The following is a 15,587-nucleotide window of genomic DNA, read 5'->3' as shown; positions in this document are numbered from 1 at the left end:
GCAAAGCTTTCATGAAGCCTTGGCGCGGCGCGGCTCTCTCAGATGCTTGATGCCGCTCATCTCGACGAAGTTCGTCGCTGCTTCCCAGAGATAGTCGCCATAGAGAAACGGTTCGAAAGGGGCTGCGCCACCCAGCGGCAGCGACGCGATCTCGGCATCGACACGCGGCTCGTAGAAGAACGGGATCGAGTAGCGCGCTGTCTTCGGCGCAATCACCCGGTGCCGTGTCGCCCGGACGCGGCCGCCGGTCCAGCGCTCAAGCAATTGGCCGAAATTGACCGCCAGCGTGCCGTCGGCGGGCGGCACGTCGATCCATTCGCCGGCAAGGTTCTTCGCCTGCAGGCCCTCGACGCCGTCTTGCGCCAGCAGGGTGACGAAACCGGAATCGGCATGCTCGCGCCCGATGATGCTGCGGGTCTCGCCCTTGTGGATCACCGAAAACTCCGGTCCGCTTGTATCGATGCCGCTATTGGCGTCGCGCAGCGGGTAGCGGATCAGCCGCAGGGTCGAGATGCCGCCTTCGAAATCGGCGTCGAAGATCGTTTCCGGCAGATCGAGTCCGCGCGCGACCGAACGCATCAGCGCGTTGCCCACCGCTTCCATCGCCAGGTAGTAGCTGGCAGTGGCCGCGCGCCAGCCCGGTAGCGCCTGTTCGGCGGGCAAGGGCGTCGGCTCGCAAAGCGGATCGTCGGAACTGGTCGTACGCGCATGTGCACGGTCTGGTCCCATGTCGATGCCTTCCTTGTAGGAGGCGGCTGTCGGCTGCAGCGGGAACCATCCGCGATAGACGTTCTTCTTCGTCCGGTCGAAATTCCAGCGCAGCAGTTTTTGTTTCTCGGCCTCGGGCAGGGAGAATATCTCGAGCAGGCGCGCCCGTTTCTGCGGCGTCAGCCAGTCGTCGCCGGGGAAATCGCGGGCCGCCATGAAGCCGATGCCCGAAGCGGCGGCCATGATCCTGGCATCGGTGCGCTCGCGGGCGAGCGAGGGTGGCCCGAACAAGGCGGCAATCCCGATGGTTTCGATGTCCCGCGCCATGGCTTGCCTCCCGTGCTGCCGGCAGCAAGCCGGCGCGGGGGTCGCCCTTCTGTCAATCCCATGCCGCCCTCCGTCATTGGGCCAATGGCAAACAACAACATCACCGCAACCGATGATGCCATCAAAGCTTTTGAATTGACGCTGCACTCCTCGCCGCTACCGTGCCGCCAAATCCTTGAAGGCATGGAGCTGGCGATGGCAAGATATGAGGGCGGGTGCCTGTGCGGAGCGGTCCGTTACCGCGCGCAGGCGGCGCCGATCAACGAGCGTGTCTGCCACTGCCGGCTCTGCCAGAAGGTGATCGGCGCGGCCTTCAACGCGCGCGTGCTGTTCCGCATCGACGACGTGACCGTCGACGGACCGGTGGCGACGGTCAACACTTCGCCGGACCTCAAGCGCGGCTTCTGCGCGGCCTGCGGCACGACAATGTTTTCGCGGCGGGATTCCGCCGGCATCATCGGCATCACGACTGGCTCACTTGATGACCCGTCCGTGTTCAAGCCGCAGATGCATATCTGGACGGCCTCCAGGCAGCCCTGGGTGCAGCTCGACGACGGCCTGCCGCGCTATGAAGGCGCGCCGCCGCCGAACTAGGTTTTCCCTCCTCCCACTGTGGGACAAGGGTGGGAGCTGGCGTTAACAGAATTTAATCCGAAACCACGAGATAGCCGGCAAAGCGTCATTGGCGAGCCATCATTGCCTGCCTATCTATCGGCTGCGGGTCGGTATTCGAGGAGGCGACGGATGAGCGACAGCATCAACACCCTGGACGAGCTATTGAACGACCCGATGGTCCGGCTCGTGATGGAGCGTGACCGCGTGCAGCCGGCGGAGCTTCGCATGCTGCTCGAAAGGGCCCGCGGGCGCACCGCCGAAGACGCGTCCGCCGATCAGCCGATCCTGCCGCCGGCGCATGTCGTGGCCAGGACCTGCCTGCAGCAATGGTTGCTTGGATAGGTCACCCGGAATTGGCCGGCAAATAGCTGTAATGGCTGCGGAAATAGGCAAGCTTGAAGCCGAGGCGCGCATAGTTGCGATAGGCCGGTCCGTCGCGGTCGGGGTGCGGCGCCTCGATGTCGGCGACAAATAGTTTCGCGCCGGCGGCAATGCCGTCGCGAACCATCGCTTCGCCAAGCAGCGCGTCGAGATCGAAGCTCGGCGCCATGATGCCCGGCACCGGCGCGTCGATGCCGCTCCAGGCCGTACCGTCGACGCCGATAAACAGCGAACGCACCGCCACTACCCCACCGTCCCGCTTCAGCATGTAATGATACCAACCCGGCCGACCGACCAGCGCCAGCAACCAGGGTGAGGTCGGCAACCGATACCGGCTGTCGATGAAACCAGCCCATTCCTCCGCCGTTGCCGCCGTTACCCGTTCGACTGCATGCTCATCGGTCGGGAACAGCGGTTCGAAAGGCAACGGTGTCTCATCGCGAAAAATCCGTTCCCAGCCGCTCTGGCGCTGCAGCCCGCGCGCCTCCAGCCAGCATCTGAGTGCCGAAGGCTCGGCGTGCGGATTGGCATAGAACCAAGGCCTCGCAATGCCGGCCTCGCGGTAATGCGCCAGGAGCGCGTCGAGCTGGCTTTCGGTGGCCGGGCGCTCGACGCCGAGATTCTTCACGCAGTTGAAATGGATGAACGGGATCGTCGTGCAGGTGGTCCAGACGAGATCGCCTTCCCCGGCGAGCGACAGCCCCCGGCGCGCGGCGAAATCGGCAGGCACCGCGGCATAGACGTCGCGCCAGGCATTGACCTCGGCGCGTTCGATGGCGCGGCTGAAGTCGAGCGAGACATCCTCCATTGCAATGGCGGGCTGATGCGGTTCGCGCAAGACGACGGGTTGCAATTCGGACAGAGCGGCGGTCGACATCGGTTCCTCCCAGCATAGGCCTTACATCGTAAGGTTAGCGAAGAGTAATATTAACACGAAACTTGTCAAGCCGGTTCGGGCGCACATTACAAATCCGTAAATTGGATTCCCCGGATCGCGAAGCTATGCCTCAGCCGGGATAAGCCAGAAGCGGCGCTTCCCAAGTGACTCTCACCTGGGAAGGATCGACATGGCGGACATTTGCACGCAAGGCCTGGACACCGGCTTCGTCGGTCTGGGCTATGCCAAGGTGGCATTTCTCGGCGTGGTGCAAGGCATCACCGAACTGCTGCCGATCTCATCCACGGCGCATATGCGCATCGTGCCGGCCGTGCTCGGCTGGCAGGATCCGGGCTCCGCGTTTTCTGCCGCCATGCAGCTTGCGGCCCTGGCGGCGGTGGTCAGCTATTTCTGGAGCGATGTCAGGGATATTCTGTTTGGTTCGCTCGATGCCCTGACACGCCGCGATTTCGCCGACCGGCACTTCCGCTTGGCACAGTGGATCGTGCTTGCCACCATTCCGATCGTCATTGCCGGCGTCGCGCTGTCGGGTGCGCTCAACGCCTGCAATTCGGCGCTGCGCAGCCTGAGCGTCATCGGCTGGGCCTGCATCGGCATGGCGATCCTGCTGGCACTGGCCGAGATGTTAGCCCGCCACCGGCGCACCGTCGGCGAAGCATCCATGGCCGACGCGCTGCTCGTCGGTCTCGCCCAGGTCGGCGCCCTGATACCGGGCGTGTCGCGCTCCGGATCGACCCTGACCGCCGCGCTCGGGCTTGGCTTCAAGCGGGCCGAGGCGGCGCGTTTCTCCTTCCTGCTCGGACTGCCGGCAATCGCGCTCGCCGGGCTCAAGGAGTTGTGGGAACTCCACAAGGTCCACCTCGACGCCCATGGCTGGTCGGTGCTCGCCGTCGGGCTCGTCTTGGCCTCGATCTCCGCATTCTTTGCCATATGGGGCCTGATGAGCATCCTCGAGCGTTTCTCTGCCTGGCCCTTTGTAATTTATCGCGGCGTGCTCGGCGTCGTGCTGCTGGTGGCGGTGGCATTGGGATGGCTCGCCTAGAGGGTGTGTTGATATTCAGCCGGCCTGCAAATGGCGGCCTCCTGCGCCAACTGGAAATCTGTGTTGCGCGGCAACCACGTCCGCGATGCAAACGGTCAACCGTCTGTGATCGCCCCGCGCACGCATTGACTCGCCCGTAAATTCCCCCTTAGCTTTTTGTTAACAAACAACAGACGTGGGGCCGCAATGGCATCCTCTACGGGTTGGCGTTGCGCGGCGCGGCTTGCAATAGCTCTGACGGCTTTCACTTCTGTGCCGGGTATGGCCAGTGCCGCCGGCCTGTCCATGATGGTCGGCGGTCCGACGTCCCAGCCAGTCGGCCATTATGATTTCTGCAAGATCCACCCTGCCGAATGTTCGATCCGTTCGCCCAACAACGCACCGGAGCATATGACTGGCAGACTGTTGCGCGAGATCGCCGCCGTCGATGCCTCGGTCAACACGCGCGTCAAGTCGATGAGCGACATGGACAATTACGGCAAGGAGGAATGGTGGGCCTATCCGGACAACGGCTTCGGTGATTGCGAGGACTATGCGCTGGAAAAGCAGCGCGAACTCATCAGCGACGGCGTTGCTGTATCCAACCTTCTGATGACCGTCGTTCGCAAGCCGGACGGTGAAGGCCATGCGGTGCTCACCGTGCGCACGGACAAGGGCGACTTCATCCTCGACAATCTCAGCGACAAGGTTCGCCTGTGGAGTGAGACCGGCTATCGCTACCTGAAGCGGCAGGCGAGCGACAACTCCGGGCACTGGGTCTCCATCCTCAGCGGCGACGAGACTTTGGTCAGCTCGGTCAAATAGTCCTGCCGCCAACCCGTTTTCGGTTTCTCCCGCAGACAAGAGCAGGGCAGAGCCGCGCTCGCTCACCATTTCGCTAACAATTGATTCAAACTTTGTTGGTAATTTCTCGTTAGGGAATTGCCAGTTGTCCGGCGGCGGTTGGTTGCCTTCGGTCTGTTGTGTTTTGCGTACAGGTCCAGATGCGGTTACCAGGCGTCGTCATTTTCTCGCTCGCGTCCCTGTGGCTTGCCGGCTGTTCGTCGACAGCGGGCGTCGATGCCTTGCAAATGCCGTCGAACGAGACGACCAGTTCGGTGGTGCGGCCAAGCGTGCCCGTCGCGGCGGCCCCGGACACACCCGGTCTTGCACCCATGTCGGACGAGCCCGTGGCCGACAATGCGCCGCCCTTTTCCCTGGCAGAGGAAGAAGAGACGGTCGCCACCGACACGCCGTTGCCGGAGGAGGCCATCGAGCCACCGGTGGAGCCGGTTGCACTGGTCTCGCAGCCGAAGCGGCTGACGCGCGCAGCACCCCCGATGCTGGCCGGGTCGGTGACGCACTACGGTTTCCGCGACGCCAAGCCCATCAATTTCGGCCGGGGGGCCTCACCCCGGCACCTTGCCGTGCACGGCGTCGATGTCTCGCGCTGGCAGGGCAATATGAACTGGGGCAAGCTGCGCGCCCAGGGCGCCAACTTCGCCTACATCAAGGCGACCGACGGGGGCGACCATCTCGACCCGATGTTCAGGACCAACTGGCGCAATGCCGATGCCGCCGGACTGAAGCGCGGCGCCTATCATTTCTTCTACTGGTGCCGCACCGCCGGTGAGCAGGCCGACTGGTTCATCCGCAACGTACCGAGGGTCGAGGGCGCGCTACCGCCGGTGATCGATGTCGAGTGGAACGGCGAGTCCTCCTGCAAGCGGCGGCCGTCGCGCGCGACCGTGCAGGAGAAGATGCAGGTGTTCATGGACAAGCTGGAGCGCTACTACGGCCAGCGACCCATCATCTACACCAGCCCCGACTTCTACCGTGACAATCTGCGTGGCGCCTTCCTGGACTACCCGTTCTGGCTGCGCGCGGTGGCGCGGCATCCATCAAAAGTCTATCCCGGCCGCAAATGGCTGTTCTGGCAATATTCCGGCTCCGGCCTGTCGCACGGGGTGAGGGGTCGCATCGACCTCAATGTCTTCCATGGCGACGAGAGGCAGTGGCGTGCCTGGGCCGGCGGCAGCCGCCAGATGATGGCCGACGCCGACTAGGGACGCGGCCTGCATTCTCAGATTTGACGGCAAATTTCAGCGTTTTTCTAACGATCCGCTCACTCTGTTCCTTAGCGGTCCCGCAACGCCCGGCTGGTAACATCCGCGTGATCGTGCATGTCGCCCAGCATGCCCCTGGGCCTGACCCGAAGGCGCGCAGCGGTTTGGGCCAACGACATGCATCAAGCAATGGAGTGCACGGAGGGGCCAATGCGCAATCCGGTTCTGGCAATCGCTTTTGTGGCCGCTCTCGGCTACGGATTTTTCAACACGCTCGGGCATATGCCGAGCGACAAGCCGGTCGCAATCCCGGAGGCCGCCCCCGGCGTCTCGCTGACGGCGCCGCGCCCGATCAAGGAAAATGTCGTCGCTTACTACACCGGCGACGAAGCGATGCAGGCCGCCAAAAAGACCGGCCGCTCGACCCTGCCGCGGTTCCACAAACTGATCGCCGCCGGCGCGCCCGGCACCTACACGGTGAAATTCCCGCTGACGCAGAACGGCGCCACCGAGCATATCTGGATGCAACTGCTCGGCTACAGCGACGGCAATTTCGTCGGCCTGCTCGCCGACGAACCGGTCAACGGCAACAAATACAAGATGGGCGACAGGATGAAGGTGGCCGAGGCCGACGTCGAGGACTGGATGATCAAAAACGGCGGCGAAGTCTACGGCGGCTACACGGTACGCCAGGCACTCGCCGACATGCCCAAGGAACAGGCCGAAAAATACAGGATCACGTTCAAGGATTGAGGCGGGCGAGCCTGTGGTCGCTGCTCTGAAAGTCTATCGGACCTCGCGCCTTTCGCGCTCGCGTATCTCCGCTGTCTGCGCAAGCACCCAGTCCCGGAACACCTTGATCTTGGGTGTATTGCGGCGGCTTTCCAGGTGCACCAGCCAATAGCCATCACCATCAGATCCAAGGACTTCAAATGGCTGTATCAACTGGCCCTTTGCCAGCAGGGCGCTGTAGATGTTGCGGGTGAGGATGGCAGCGCCCTGATCGGTCAGCGCCGCCATTGCATCGTAAGCCTGCGAACCCAGCGTCGGGCCCGCGATGACGCGATCGAACTCGAAGGGTACGCCGGTCGCCTCGAACCAGATTTTCCACCAAGGATCGTCGGCACAGCATAGCGCCACCTTGTAAAGATCCTCGGGGCGGTGGATGCCGCCAACGCTCTCGGCCAGTCTCGGACTGAGCATTGGCGTATAGTCTGCCTTGAACAGATAGTGAGCCGTCAGGCCGGGCCATTTTCCGGTGCCGGTGCGGATCCCGATATCCATGTCCTCGCGTGTGAAATCGACCAGCCGGGACGATGTATTCACCTTCACGGCAAGGTCGGGATGCATCAGCTGGAATGTTCCGAGCCATACGGCCAGCCAGTTCGAAGCAAATGTTTCCATGGTCGTCACGGACAGCACGCCGGTCGCTCCACCCTTAGTGGCGACCCACGCATCCGCCAAGGCCGAGAAGGCGCCTGTTGCATGCGGTGCCAACTGCTGTCCGGCCTCGGTCAGGGCGATCTGCCTTGTTTTTCTTATAAAAAGTGGCGTTCCGCCGCGTTCTTCCAGCACCTTGATCTGATAGCTTGCAGCTGACTGGGTCATGCCGAGTTCTTCGGCCGCCTTAGTGAAGCTGCCCAACCGCGCCGCGGCTTCAAAGACGCGAATGGCCCCTAACGGCGGTAGCTCCCAACTCATGACGCATCAATCCTCCTGATGCATAGTAGTTGACGTTCGATTGGAAACCAAGGCCGGAAAACGGCATGCTTTGTCCATCAGATCGAACCCGAAAGGACACGGCAATGACCACCCTCTACAACACGCTTCGTCGTCCGATGCTCGACCTTTTCACCGCTCCGTTCAGACCCCGCAAGCGCGGCCTGCTCGACCACCGTTCGCTGTCGGACCATTTCCTGCGCGATATCGGCATGCTCGACGGACGCGTGCCTCCCGGAACCATTCGCTGAGGAAGCTCTTTGACCAACGTGGATGCAAGGGAGGGAAAGATGGGTGTGTTATCGAAGGCTCTGGCGAAGAGCCGTCAAACGATCAATGCTTATGAGGATTATGCGGAACGCTACGATGCAATCGTGAGGCATGTTCCCAACCCGAGAGAGCAGGCATCGCTGAAGCGCCTTGTGGCGATCGCCGGCACAGCCGGCCAGATTCTGGAAGTCGGGTCCGGACCGGGATACGATGCGGACTTTCTGGAGAGTTTGGGCGTCAAGGTTCGGCGCACCGACGCAACAAAGCGGTTTCTTGAGCTGCAGGCCGCGCGCGGCAAGCAGGGTGAGCTTCTCGATCTCATCACCGATGATCTCGGCGGCCCTTACGACGCAGTCCTGGCCCTGGCTGTCCTGATCCACGTGCCTCGCGGCCAGATCGACCAGGTGCTGGCCAAGATAGCCGGGTCGCTGCGGCCAGGCGGCGCCTTCCTCGTATCGATGCGCAATGGTGACGGCGAGACAGGCGGCGAATATCATACGGTCTACTGGCGCAGGGACGACTTCGCGGCCCGCCTCGAAAGCGCCGGGCTCGTCCTTATCAGGGACGATTTCAACGTCGGCCGCGATCGCGAAGAATGGAACACGTTCCTGGCTGTAAGGCCATCATGACGCGGCGTGGACTGTTATTGTTTGCGCTGCTCCGCCTTCTGTAGGGTGTTCCCTGCGCGCGTCATTCCCATCGCCCTTGTTCTACCAAAAAAATCGGCCCGATCTTGCGACCGGGCCGATGATGTTCCGTTTTAGCGCTTCAGATTTCCTCAACTGCACCCGCTCGTCGATCCGCACGTGTCGCACTTCTCGCAGGTGCCGTTCCGCACCATGGTGAAGTTGTGGCACTCCGAGCACTCGTTGCCGGTGTAGCCCTGCATCAGCGATTGCTGGCGTCGGGTTGCGGCAAGCGCCTTCGCCTCGGCAGCTTCGTTTGCCGCTGCGTCGGTGAACAGCGCCGAAGCACCCGAAGCCTCGTCTGCGGCTTCCTCATAGACGATATCCTCGACCAGTTCCCGGGCCCGTTCCTCGTAGTCGCGCTTGTAGGCGATGGCCTCGTCACTGGCCGGCTTCAACGCCAGCACGTTGGACCCGGAAAATGCCGTTGTTGTAGCGCGGGCAGGAGTGGTAGCGGGAGAGGGACTTGAACCCCCGCCAAAGCCCTTGGGCTCGGAGCTGGCACCCGAGACCAGCTTAACCGGAGAAACGCCACGGGTCAGTCCCTTCGAGAAGGGCGTTGCCTTGCCTTCGGTGATGCCGCGGCCGAGTGCCGTCTTGTCGAAATCCGACTGGTCGACATGGGCGAGGTCGTTGCGGCCGAGATAGGACACGGCAAGCTCGCGGAACACATAGTCGAGGATCGACGTGGCGTTCTTGATCGCGTCATTGCCCTGCACCATGCCGGCCGGCTCGAACTTGGTGAAGGTGAAGGCCTCGACAAATTCTTCGAGCGGCACGCCGTACTGCAAGCCGAGCGAGATGGCGATGGCAAAATTGTTCATCATCGCACGGAAGGCGGCACCTTCCTTGTGCATGTCGATGAAGATCTCGCCGATACGGCCATCGTCGAATTCGCCGGTGCGCAGATAGACCTTGTGACCGCCGACGACCGCCTTCTGGGTATAGCCCTTGCGGCGGTTCGGCAGCTTTTCACGGTCGCGATAGAGACGCTCGATGACGCGTTCGACGATCTTCTCCGTCACCTGCACGGCACGCTGCGCCGCCGGCGCCTGGATCAGCTGCTCGACCGCATCGTCCTCGTCCTCCTCGCCATCGGCGAGCAGCGAGGAATTGAGCGGCTGCGACAGTTTCGAGCCGTCGCGGTAGAGCGCGTTGGCCTTCAGCGCCAGCTTCCACGACAGCATGTAGGCGCCCTTGGCGTCTTCCACCGTCGCTTCGTTCGGCATGTTGATAGTCTTGGAAATGGCGCCGGAGATGAAGGGCTGCGCCGCCGCCATCATCAATATGTGGCTGTTGATCGACAGCGACCGCTTGCCGATCTTGCCGCACGGGCTGGCGCAGTCGAACACCGCCAGGTGCTCGGCCTTGAGGAACGGCGCGCCTTCCAGCGTCATCGCTCCACAGACATGGATGTTGGCAGCCTCGATGTCCTCCTTGGCGAAGCCTAGCGCCGGCAGGATCTCGAACGAGAAGTCGTTGAGCTGTTCGTCGGTGAAACCAAAGGTCTCCTTCACCCAGTCGGCGCCGAGCGTCCACTGGTTGAAGACGAACTTGATGTCGAAGGCCGACTTCAGCGCTGCGTTGAGCGCCGCGATCTTGTCGTCGGTGAAACCCTTGGCCTTGAGCGAGCCGGGATTGATGCCGGGCGCCTGGTTGAGGTTGCCGTGACCGACCGCATAGGCCTCGATCTCGGCGATCTGGCTTTCGGAATAGCCGAGCGTGCGCAGCGCTTCCGGCACGGCGCGGTTGATGATCTTGAAGTAGCCGCCGCCCGCGAGCTTCTTGAACTTCACCAGCGCGAAGTCGGGTTCGATGCCGGTGGTGTCGCAATCCATGACAAGGCCGATCGTGCCGGTCGGCGCGATCACGGTTGCCTGCGCGTTGCGGTAGCCATGCTCCTCGCCAAGCTCGATGGCGCGGTCCCAGGCCGCCTTCGCATGGTCGGCAAGCGCCTGCTGCTTGAGGTCGGACGCGACCAGCGGCACCGGGTTGACGGCCAGCTTCTCGTAGCCGTCCTTGTCGCCATAGGCGGCACGGCGATGGTTGCGCATGACGCGCAGCATGTTCTGCGCATTGCGGTCATAGTCGGGGAAGGCGCCGAGCTCGGACGCCATCTCGGCCGAGGTGGCATAGGCGGTGCCGGTCATGATCGCGGTGAGCGCGGCGCAGATGGCGCGGCCTTCGTCGGAGTCATAGGGAATGCCCGAGGTCATCAGCAGGCCGCCGATATTGGCGTAGCCGAGGCCGAGCGTGCGGTATTCATAGGAGAGCTTGGCGATCTCCTTCGACGGGAACTGCGCCATCATGACGGAGATTTCCAGCACGATCGTCCACAGCCGCACCGTGTGCTCATAGGCGGCGATGTCGATCGTGCCGTCGGCGTTGCGGTAGGGCAGCAGGTTGATCGAGGCGAGGTTGCAGGCCGTATCGTCGAGGAACATGTACTCCGAGCACGGGTTGGAGGCCCGGATCGCACCGGCCGAGGCGCAGGTGTGCCAGTCGTTCATCGTCGTGTTGAAATGCAGGCCGGGGTCGGCAGACGCCCATGCGGCATAGCCGATCTTTTCCCACAGATCCCTGGCCTTCAGCGTCTTCAGCACCTTGCCGTCCTTGCGGGCGGTCAGCTGCCAGTCGCCATCCTGCTCGACGGCGCGCAGGAAATTGTCCTTCAGCGACACCGAATTGTTGGAGTTCTGGCCTGATACGGTGAGATAGGCATCCGAATCCCAGTCGGTGTCGTAGGTCTTGAACGACATCGAGGTGTAGCCCTGCTTGGCGAACTGGATGACGCGGTAGATGTAGTTCTCCGGCACCGCGTCCTTCTTGGCCAGCTTGATCTCGCGCTTCAGCGCGGTGTTGATCGCCGGGTCGAAGCAGTCGTCGTCATGGCCTTCGCAGTTGACGCAGGCCTTCATGATCGCTTCGAGGTGCTTCTTGACGATCTTGGAGCCAGTGACCAGCGAGGCGACCTTCTGCTCCTCATTGACCTTCCAGTCGATGAATTCCTCGATATCGGGGTGGTCGGCGTCGACGATGACCATCTTGGCGGCGCGGCGCGTCGTGCCGCCCGACTTGATGGCGCCCGCCGCGCGGTCGCCGATCTTGAGGAAGCTCATCAGGCCGGACGAGCGGCCACCGCCGGACAGCTTTTCGCCTTCGCCGCGCAGGAAAGAGAAGTTGGAGCCGGTGCCCGAGCCGTATTTGAACAGGCGCGCTTCACGCACCCACAGGTCCATGATGCCGCCCTCGTTGACGAGATCGTCCTGCACGCCCTGGATAAAGCAGGCATGCGGCTGCGGATGCTCGTAGGAGGACTTCGACTTGGTCAGCTTGCCGGTGAACGGGTCGACATAGAAGTGGCCCTGGCTCGGACCGTCAATGCCATAGGCCCAGTGCAGGCCGGTGTTGAACCATTGCGGCGAGTTCGGCGCCACGCGCTGGGTGGCCAGCATATAGGCAAGCTCGTCGCGGAAGGTGCGCGCGTCATCCTCGGACTTGAAGTAGCCGCCCTTCCAACCCCAATAGGTCCATGTGCCGGCGAGACGGTCGAAGACCTGGCGGGCATCGATCTCGGAACCGTAGCGCTCGGCCTCGGGGAGCTTGGCCAGTTCGGCCTCGTCGGCGACGGAGCGCCACAGGAAGGAGGGAACGTCGTTCTCCTCGACCTTCTTCAGGCGAGCCGGAACGCCGGCCTTGCGGAAATATTTCTGCGCCAGGATGTCGGCCGCGACCTGGCTGAACTGAGCCGGCACATCGATGTTGTCCAAGCGGAACACCACCGAGCCATCCGGATTCTTGATCTCGGAAAGCGCCTTGCGGAATTCGATCTCCGCATAGGCAGCACCCTCTTGACCTGCTTGTCCTGGCTTGGTGAAGCGACGCTCGATGCGCATTGGTCCGATCCCTTTTGTCTATATATAGCGCTTTTCCCCAGGGATTTCTGCCCCCAACGCGAAACGCGCAGTCCGCCGTTGGCCGACGTCTTGACAACGCCGGCATCTCCTTTCGCAGCTTCCGCCCGACTTGCTGGCCAGCCCTCTTGCGAAGCGTCTGTCCAATCCGTTGGCGAACCCCTGCGGGTCCTCAAATCTGAAACTTTTTGCTCGATTCCCCCAATCGAGGAATTTCACATTATCTAGGGTCGAACCTGCCTGCAAACACTAAATATAGTGTTAACAGAGTATTTTTTCCAGTCCGACAATTGTCCCTTTTCGCCACCCCTGGCCCCAACAACCCCAACGCTTCCGCCGGCCTCGTAACGGGCGGAAATGCGGGCAAAACGCACAAATTCCGGGAAAAAAGACCGGGCTCAGAACTTTCCGGTCGCGCTCTCAACAGGAGCACATCGCCTATAAAAGGCGACTCGTTTTGCGCCGTCAAGGATTCGTTTGCGTAGCTTTTATGACCCCAATATCTTGTGTGTCACACATGTGGATAACGGGGACAGATCGGCGCCTCTGAAACCCGGTTGCCCGGCCTTTGCGGCCGCCATGCCTCGCTTCGGCCGCTACGTGCAACGGCTGTGATGCCACCGCCTTTTAATTTAGCCCGCCATGTTCTATGTCTGCGCGTCGCGCGGGGGCGCGTCTTGTCAACCGGAAAAGCATCCGCTACGCCCCGCTCATGACAGTTACCGTCCGTTTTGCCCCATCGCCGACCGGCCGCATCCATATCGGCAACGCGCGCACCGCGCTGTTCAACTGGCTGTTCGCCTTGAACAACAAGGGCCGCTTCATCCAGCGCTTCGACGACACAGATATCTCCCGCTCGACACAGGAATTCGCCGACTCGATCCTCTACGACCTGCATTGGCTGGGGATTTTCCCCGATGCGACCGAATACCAGTCGCGGCGCGTCGAGATCTACGATGCGGCGGTCGAGCGGCTGAAGGCGGCTCGCGTTCTCTATGCCTGCTACGAAACACCCGAAGAACTCGATCTTCGCCGCAAAGTGCGCCGCACGCGCGGCCTGCCGCCGGTCTATGGCCGCGAGGCGCTGACGCTGACGCCGGAGCAGGTGGCCGAATACCAGTCGGACGGCCGCAAGCCGCACTGGCGCTTCCTTCTGCCCAACTTCACCAGCGATCCGCTGCAGCCCGAGCGCACCGAAATCCACTGGAACGATCTGGTGCGCGGCGAGGAGACCGTCGACCTCGCCTCGCTATCCGATCCGGTGCTGCTGCGCGAGGACGGCACCTATCTCTATACGCTGCCCTCTGTGGTCGACGACATCGAGATGGGCGTCACCCACGTCATTCGCGGCGACGACCATGTCACCAACACTGGCGTGCAGATCACCCTGTTCCAGGCGCTGGAGGCCGTGCCGCCGGTCTTCGGCCACCACAACCTCCTGACCACGGCGTCGGGCGAGGGGCTGTCGAAGCGCACCGGGGCGCTGTCGATCGAAAGCCTGCGCGAGGACGGCATCGAGCCGATGGCCGTCGCCTCGCTGGCCGTGCTGGTCGGCACCTCCGAAAATGTCGCCACCATGCCTGACCTGGCCGAGCTTGCGGGGCATTTCGATCCTGCCGCGACCTCGAAATCAGCGGCCAAGTTCGATCCGGACGAGCTTTTCGTGCTCAATCGGGCGCTGATACACCATATGCCGTTCTCCGAGGCGCGCGACCGGCTGATCGTGCTCGGCGTCTCCGGCGACAAGGCTGAGCCGTTCTGGCTGGCCGTGCGCGGCAATCTCGACAGGCTGGCCGATGCGGTTCAGTGGTGGCGCATCCTCGGCGAGGGACCGCAGGAGCCGCCGGAGCTTTCCGTTGAGGACCGCGACTTCCTGCGCGAGGCGTTCGACCTGTTGCCGGAAGAGCCGTGGAACGGCACCGTCTGGAAGGACTGGACCGGCAAGATTCGCGAGGCGACGGGCCGCAAGGGCAAGGCGCTGTTCATGCCGCTGAGGCTTGCCCTTACTGGACAGCCTTCCGGGCCGGAGCTTGCAGATCTATTGCCCCTGCTGGGTCGGGAAGGAACGCTGGCCCGACGACCCTGACCTTGCGCTGGTCCGGCGGCAGCGCCGACACCGGCGAGGAGGCGGGCTTTTCGGCCATGCGCTTGATCGTGTCGCGGTCGAGCCCGCCCTCGGCATTGGCAAGCGTCTCGGGATCGGCGCCCGGATCCGGCTTGGCGCCCGGCACCGGCACGAATGGTGTGGCCGCCGGATCGGGTACGGACTGTTCCGGGTTCGGCGGATTGCCGGCGATGATCTCGAAATTTCCGGCCTGCGCGTTGCAGCCGCAGCCCGGCGGCCGCGATATGTTGGACTTATAGAGATAGGCTGACGGCAATTCGCTGTAGGGCCTGCCGGTTACCGACGATGTCATCGCGCCCGAATCGTCGTCCATGCCGCGCGTATAGAAAACCTGCATCTCGGTACCGGGGCAACTCGATTCGCAGTTCTTCTGGTCGCGTTCGAAATCGCCGAGCGAGGCGGCGTTCGACATCGGGAAGAAATAGCCGTCGCAGGTGCGCACGCACATGGTGCGGAACTCGCCGTTCAGCCGCGGCAGGTCCATGCCGTCAGGCTGGTTGATCACCTGGCGTATGGCGCGCTCTTCGTCGGGATAGGCGGGCTGCTCGAGCGCGTCGAGATGGCCGCTGCCGCCGAAAAGCTGGTCGAACAGGTTGCCGTTGCCGCCTTCGCGGGCCGCTTGTTGGACCGGCGCGCGCCGTGGCGCGATCTTGTCCTCACGACAGCCATTGGCGTCGAGCGCCGCCAGGATGCGGCTACGGTCACGTCGCGTTCCGCCGCCGGCAAGCCGCAGGGCTCCGAATCCAGGTTAACGGGCTTTGGTTTGGAGGATGGCCGTAAGGTATGCGAGGTCCCATCCTGCGATTTTGCGGCGGAGTTTGAGGCTCGTCGGCCGTGGAGCGGGGGGCTTCTGGGTT

The 15,587-nt window shown here is 62.9% G+C and carries 13 protein-coding genes and 1 pseudogene; 9 read left to right on the top strand and 5 right to left on the bottom strand.

Features of this window, described 5'->3' with window-relative positions:
- Positions 1-9 precede the first annotated feature (9 nt).
- On the bottom strand, positions 10-1,035 hold the full coding sequence (locus D3227_RS17585) for an isopenicillin N synthase family dioxygenase (protein WP_120015377.1): 1,026 nt from the start codon (positions 1,033-1,035) through the stop codon (positions 10-12).
- A 195-nt stretch (positions 1,036-1,230) separates the two neighbouring features.
- On the opposite strand from D3227_RS17585, the gene D3227_RS17580 reads away from it, so the two are divergent.
- Both D3227_RS17580 and D3227_RS17575 read left to right on the top strand, forming a co-directional pair.
- On the top strand, positions 1,231-1,629 hold the full coding sequence (locus D3227_RS17580) for a GFA family protein (RefSeq protein ID WP_120015669.1): 399 nt from the start codon (positions 1,231-1,233) through the stop codon (positions 1,627-1,629).
- A 150-nt stretch (positions 1,630-1,779) separates the two neighbouring features.
- Positions 1,780-1,992 carry a hypothetical protein gene (locus tag D3227_RS17575; RefSeq protein WP_120015375.1) on the top strand — a complete coding sequence of 71 codons (213 nt, stop codon included), beginning with the start codon at positions 1,780-1,782 and terminating at the stop codon, positions 1,990-1,992.
- A gap of 1 nt (position 1,993) precedes the next feature.
- Here D3227_RS17575 and D3227_RS17570 read toward each other — a convergent pair whose 3' ends face one another.
- Positions 1,994-2,908, bottom strand: a complete 915-nt coding sequence (locus D3227_RS17570; protein WP_120015373.1) for a hypothetical protein — start codon at positions 2,906-2,908, stop codon at positions 1,994-1,996.
- 190 nt (positions 2,909-3,098) lie between these two features.
- Between D3227_RS17570 and D3227_RS17565 the strand changes: the two genes are divergently transcribed.
- From D3227_RS17565 to D3227_RS17550, 4 genes are all read left to right on the top strand, one after another.
- Complete coding sequence (locus D3227_RS17565; RefSeq protein WP_120015372.1) at positions 3,099-3,971, top strand: undecaprenyl-diphosphate phosphatase; 873 nt, start codon at positions 3,099-3,101, stop codon at positions 3,969-3,971.
- A gap of 186 nt (positions 3,972-4,157) precedes the next feature.
- Entirely contained in the window at positions 4,158-4,775 is a 618-nt protein-coding gene (locus D3227_RS17560; RefSeq protein WP_120015371.1) for a transglutaminase-like cysteine peptidase, read from the top strand.
- 179 nt (positions 4,776-4,954) lie between these two features.
- The gene (locus D3227_RS17555) at positions 4,955-6,016 is read left to right on the top strand and encodes a glycoside hydrolase family 25 protein (RefSeq protein WP_120015369.1); all 1,062 of its coding nucleotides are present in this window, start codon (positions 4,955-4,957) and stop codon (positions 6,014-6,016) included.
- Between the two features lie 210 nt (positions 6,017-6,226).
- A complete protein-coding gene (locus D3227_RS17550; RefSeq protein ID WP_120015368.1) occupies positions 6,227-6,769 on the top strand; it encodes a DUF2314 domain-containing protein in 543 nt (180 codons plus the stop codon).
- Positions 6,770-6,802: 33 nt separating this feature from the next.
- Here the strand turns inward: D3227_RS17550 and D3227_RS17545 are convergent, their stop codons facing one another.
- Positions 6,803-7,717 (bottom strand): LysR family transcriptional regulator, encoded by a 915-nt coding sequence (locus D3227_RS17545; RefSeq protein ID WP_120015367.1) that lies wholly within the window; start codon positions 7,715-7,717, stop codon positions 6,803-6,805.
- A 104-nt stretch (positions 7,718-7,821) separates the two neighbouring features.
- Between D3227_RS17545 and D3227_RS41620 the strand changes: the two genes are divergently transcribed.
- Entirely contained in the window at positions 7,822-7,986 is a 165-nt protein-coding gene (locus D3227_RS41620) for a hypothetical protein (RefSeq protein ID WP_167480738.1), read from the top strand.
- A gap of 39 nt (positions 7,987-8,025) precedes the next feature.
- Positions 8,026-8,634: a class I SAM-dependent DNA methyltransferase gene (locus D3227_RS17540; protein ID WP_120015365.1), complete on the top strand. Its 609-nt coding sequence runs from the start codon at positions 8,026-8,028 to the stop codon at positions 8,632-8,634.
- A 149-nt stretch (positions 8,635-8,783) separates the two neighbouring features.
- On the opposite strand, the gene D3227_RS17535 is transcribed toward D3227_RS17540, so the two are convergent.
- Positions 8,784-12,587: a vitamin B12-dependent ribonucleotide reductase gene (locus tag D3227_RS17535; protein ID WP_120015364.1), complete on the bottom strand. Its 3,804-nt coding sequence runs from the start codon at positions 12,585-12,587 to the stop codon at positions 8,784-8,786.
- Between the two features lie 730 nt (positions 12,588-13,317).
- Between D3227_RS17535 and gltX the strand changes: the two genes are divergently transcribed.
- Entirely contained in the window at positions 13,318-14,691 is a 1,374-nt protein-coding gene (gene gltX, locus D3227_RS17530) for a glutamate--tRNA ligase (protein WP_120015667.1), read from the top strand.
- Here gltX and D3227_RS17525 read toward each other — a convergent pair.
- A pseudogene (locus tag D3227_RS17525) lies at positions 14,609-15,460 on the bottom strand (DUF2865 domain-containing protein); the annotation flags it as partial. The gene gltX and the pseudogene D3227_RS17525 overlap by 83 nt on opposite strands.
- Between the last annotated feature and the right edge of the window lie 127 nt (positions 15,461-15,587).

Source organism: Mesorhizobium waimense, from assembly GCF_003601975.1.
GTDB classification, from domain to species: domain Bacteria; phylum Pseudomonadota; class Alphaproteobacteria; order Rhizobiales; family Rhizobiaceae; genus Mesorhizobium; species Mesorhizobium waimense.
Note: the sequence above shows the minus strand (reverse complement) of the source record. Positions and strands in the feature narration are given on the sequence as shown.

Bases quoted from the DNA above. Each gene is read 5' to 3' on its own strand.
- D3227_RS17575 (WP_120015375.1), top strand. From the start codon at position 1,780: ATGAGCGACAGCATCAACACCCTGGACGAGCTATTGAACGACCCGATG.
- D3227_RS17585 (WP_120015377.1), bottom strand. From the start codon at position 1,035: ATGGCGCGGGACATCGAAACCATCGGGATTGCCGCCTTGTTCGGGCCA.
- D3227_RS17535 (WP_120015364.1), bottom strand. From the start codon at position 12,587: ATGCGCATCGAGCGTCGCTTCACCAAGCCAGGACAAGCAGGTCAAGAG.
- D3227_RS17555 (WP_120015369.1), top strand. From the start codon at position 4,955: ATGCGGTTACCAGGCGTCGTCATTTTCTCGCTCGCGTCCCTGTGGCTT.
- D3227_RS17550 (WP_120015368.1), top strand. From the start codon at position 6,227: ATGCGCAATCCGGTTCTGGCAATCGCTTTTGTGGCCGCTCTCGGCTAC.
- D3227_RS41620 (WP_167480738.1), top strand. From the start codon at position 7,822: ATGACCACCCTCTACAACACGCTTCGTCGTCCGATGCTCGACCTTTTC.
- D3227_RS17570 (WP_120015373.1), bottom strand. From the start codon at position 2,908: ATGTCGACCGCCGCTCTGTCCGAATTGCAACCCGTCGTCTTGCGCGAA.
- gltX (WP_120015667.1), top strand. From the start codon at position 13,318: ATGACAGTTACCGTCCGTTTTGCCCCATCGCCGACCGGCCGCATCCAT.
- D3227_RS17560 (WP_120015371.1), top strand. From the start codon at position 4,158: ATGGCATCCTCTACGGGTTGGCGTTGCGCGGCGCGGCTTGCAATAGCT.
- D3227_RS17565 (WP_120015372.1), top strand. From the start codon at position 3,099: ATGGCGGACATTTGCACGCAAGGCCTGGACACCGGCTTCGTCGGTCTG.
- D3227_RS17580 (WP_120015669.1), top strand. From the start codon at position 1,231: ATGGCAAGATATGAGGGCGGGTGCCTGTGCGGAGCGGTCCGTTACCGC.
- D3227_RS17540 (WP_120015365.1), top strand. From the start codon at position 8,026: ATGGGTGTGTTATCGAAGGCTCTGGCGAAGAGCCGTCAAACGATCAAT.
- D3227_RS17545 (WP_120015367.1), bottom strand. From the start codon at position 7,717: ATGAGTTGGGAGCTACCGCCGTTAGGGGCCATTCGCGTCTTTGAAGCC.